The sequence below is a fragment of the Streptomyces sp. NRRL WC-3549 genome (assembly GCF_000721935.1).
Taxonomy (GTDB): Bacteria; Actinomycetota; Actinomycetes; order Streptomycetales; family Streptomycetaceae; genus Streptomyces.
This window is the reverse complement of sequence record NZ_KL585414.1, coordinates 126,893-128,859: the sequence shown is the minus strand read 5'-3', so window position 1 is coordinate 128,859 and position 1,967 is coordinate 126,893. Positions and strand designations below refer to the sequence as shown.

Below are 1,967 nucleotides of genomic sequence, written 5' to 3'. Positions count from 1 at the left end.
CGGTGAGCAGGCCGGCGGAGGCTCGCGGAACGTCTCCGGGGGCGACGACATCCACCCGGCCGACGCCGTGCGCCTTCAGCTCGGCGACGAGCCGGGTACGGGCATGGGCGTCCGTGTCCTTGTCCGCCACGACGATCACCCTGCCGGTCACGACGACGTCGCCACCTGCCCGGGTGAGGGATTGCGGGGTCGGCGAGACGGGCGGCACCGCGGACGCCGCGGGCGGCCCGGCCTTGGGGGCGGCGACGGCCGGAACCACTTCCAGCGTCATGGCGCTTGCGAGTGCGAAGCACAAGCTGATCGTTGCGATGGCGTGCGTGCGTCTTCTCATGGACTCTCCAAGCTTGGTCTGGACCACCAACTCGCTTTGTTTCTCAGGGTGGGGCGAAGTTCGACGGTAAGAGGTAAGACGTATGGGGTCTAGACCTCTGCGTCGGTCATCTTTACTCTGGCCAACATTGACCGTCTCCCGCGACGGTGAAGGCGCGATGCGCTGCTTCCCTGGGTGCGGGTGAGCAGGGCGCCGTCGAGGAGGGAGGGGCGGGGACAGGGCCGCGGGCATGGCGACGCCCCCGGCGGTGGTGCCAGGGGCGGTGCGGCGGGGTGGGGCCGGTCAGCTGCCGGTGGCCGTCTTCCAGGCGTCGACGTACGAGGTGAGGTTCTTCTCGATGTCCTCCCAGTCGGGCTCGAAGACCTCCACGTCATCCATGATCTTCGTCAGGGCGATGGCGTCGGCGTCGGTCGCCTTGACGTCCTGGCGGGCCGCGAAGCCGCCGCCGATCGCGCTGACCTGCGCCTGCGCCTTCCGGCTCAACAGGTAGTCGAGGAGCTTCCGGCCGTTCTCGGTGTGCGGGGCCTCGGTGACCAGGCCGGCCGCGTAGGGCAGCGCGAAGGTGGTGGGCCTGCCGCCCTCACGGGCCGGGAACCAGATGCCGAGGTTCGGCATGGTCTTGGACTGGGCGTAGTTCATCTGGACGTCCCCGTTGGCCACGAGCAGTTCGCCCTTGTCGACCTTGGGAGCGAGCTTGCCGGTGGAGGCGGAGGGGCCGACGTTGTTCTTCTGGAGCCTGCCGAGGTACTCCATGGCGGGCTTCTCGCCGCCGAAGTCGTGCATGGCCTTGACGAGGACGGCGGTGCCGTCGCCGGCGACGCCGGGCGTGGAGTACTGGATCTTGTTCCGGTAGCCGCTGCCGAGGAGTTCCTCCCAGGTGGCGGGGGCCTGCTTCAGCTCCTTCGTGTGGTGGACGAAGCCGAAGTAGTTGTTGACGACGGCCGTCCAGGTGCCGTTCGCGGCCTTGTCGGCGCCGGCGACCCGGTCGGCGCCCTCGGGCGCGTACTTCTGGAGCAGCCCCTTGGTGTCGGCCTGCTGGATGAAGGGCGGGAGGGTGACGAGGACGTCGGCCTGCGGATTGCGCTTCTCGCGGGCGGCGCGCTGCACCATCTCGCCCGAGCCGCCTTCCACGTACTCGACCTTGATGCCGGTCTCCTTCTCGAAGTCCCTGAAGACCCGGTCGTACCAGCCGTCGCCGTTCTCGCCCTTGAGGCCGTCGGCGCTGTAGACGGTGACGACGTTCTCGTCGGAGGCGGCGGAGGTGCCGGAGCAGGCGGTCAGGGGGAGGGCGAGGACACAGAGGGCGGCAGAGAGCGGCTTGAGGGCGTTCCTGGGCATGGCGAGAAGGACTCCTTGCGCGAGGGGCGGGGGGGAGGGGTGGTTCACCGGTACGTGGCTCGGGTGCGGATCCTGGAGACGGCGAGCAGGACCAGGAGGGTCGCCGTCATCAGGACGACGGCGATCGCCGAACCGGTGAAGAGGGCGCCGCGGTCGGTGGCGGCGTAGACGAGGACCGGCAGCGGGGTCCAGTCGGGCGGGTAGAGCATCATCGTGGCGCTCAGCTCGCCCATCGACAGGGCGAAGCAGAGGCCGGCGGCCGCGGTGAGGGACGGCAGCAGGAGAGGCAGCCTGACCT

Annotated in this window: 1 protein-coding gene and 2 pseudogenes; all 3 read right to left on the bottom strand. The window is 69.6% G+C overall.

From position 1 onward, the window contains the following. Positions 1-358, bottom strand: a pseudogene (locus IH13_RS0121875) (hyaluronidase); the annotation flags it as partial. 255 nt (positions 359-613) lie between these two features. Next, positions 614-1,669 carry a 2-aminoethylphosphonate ABC transporter substrate-binding protein gene (locus tag IH13_RS0121870; RefSeq protein ID WP_031086989.1) on the bottom strand — a complete coding sequence of 352 codons (1,056 nt, stop codon included), beginning with the start codon at positions 1,667-1,669 and terminating at the stop codon, positions 614-616. Between the two features lie 44 nt (positions 1,670-1,713). Continuing rightward, a pseudogene (locus IH13_RS0121865) lies at positions 1,714-1,967 on the bottom strand (ABC transporter permease); the annotation flags it as partial.

Bases quoted from the DNA above. Each gene is read 5' to 3' on its own strand.
- IH13_RS0121870 (WP_031086989.1), bottom strand. From the start codon at position 1,669: ATGCCCAGGAACGCCCTCAAGCCGCTCTCTGCCGCCCTCTGTGTCCTC.